Here is a 487-nt window from a genome sequence, read left to right as displayed (position 1 = left end):
GCCACGAAGGTTTTGACTGCACCTACATGTGGCCGGCCGCCTTCGGCCGTGTCGCCCAGGAATACGACCGCCGCTACGGCCTCGACCGCCGTCACCTCAACCGCATCGCCGAAATCAACTACGGCAATGCCAAGCTCAACCCGTTGGCGCAAACGCGCCAGTGGCAGTTCAACGAACTGAGCTTCACCGACGACGACGAAGCCAACCCGCTGATCGAGCCCGGCACGCGGCGCCAGGACTGCGGGCAAATCACCGACGGCGCCTGCGCTATCGTGGTGGCCTCGGCGCGCTTTGCCCAAGAGCACGCGCAGCGCACCGGTCAGGTGCTGGCGAACCTGCCGCGTATCAGCGGCTGGGGCCACCGCAACGCGGGGCTGCGGTTGCAAGACAAGTTCGAGCGCAGCGCCAACGAAGCCTATGTGTTCCCGCACCTGAGGCAGGCGTTGGAGGATGCGTGGAAACGTGCCGGCGTGGAAGGCGTGCAAGC

1 protein-coding gene is annotated in these 487 nt (G+C 66.1%); it reads left to right on the top strand.

Annotation, left to right across the window (positions count from 1 at the left end):
• The coding region (locus ACFQU0_RS20635; RefSeq protein WP_465262198.1) for a beta-ketoacyl-[acyl-carrier-protein] synthase family protein at positions 1-487 on the top strand (487 nt) is incomplete at both ends.

Origin of the sequence: Hydrogenophaga defluvii (assembly GCF_042665235.1) — a bacterium.
Classification (GTDB): domain Bacteria; phylum Pseudomonadota; class Gammaproteobacteria; order Burkholderiales; family Burkholderiaceae_C; genus Hydrogenophaga; species Hydrogenophaga defluvii_A.
This window is presented reverse-complemented; position numbering and strand designations above follow the sequence as displayed.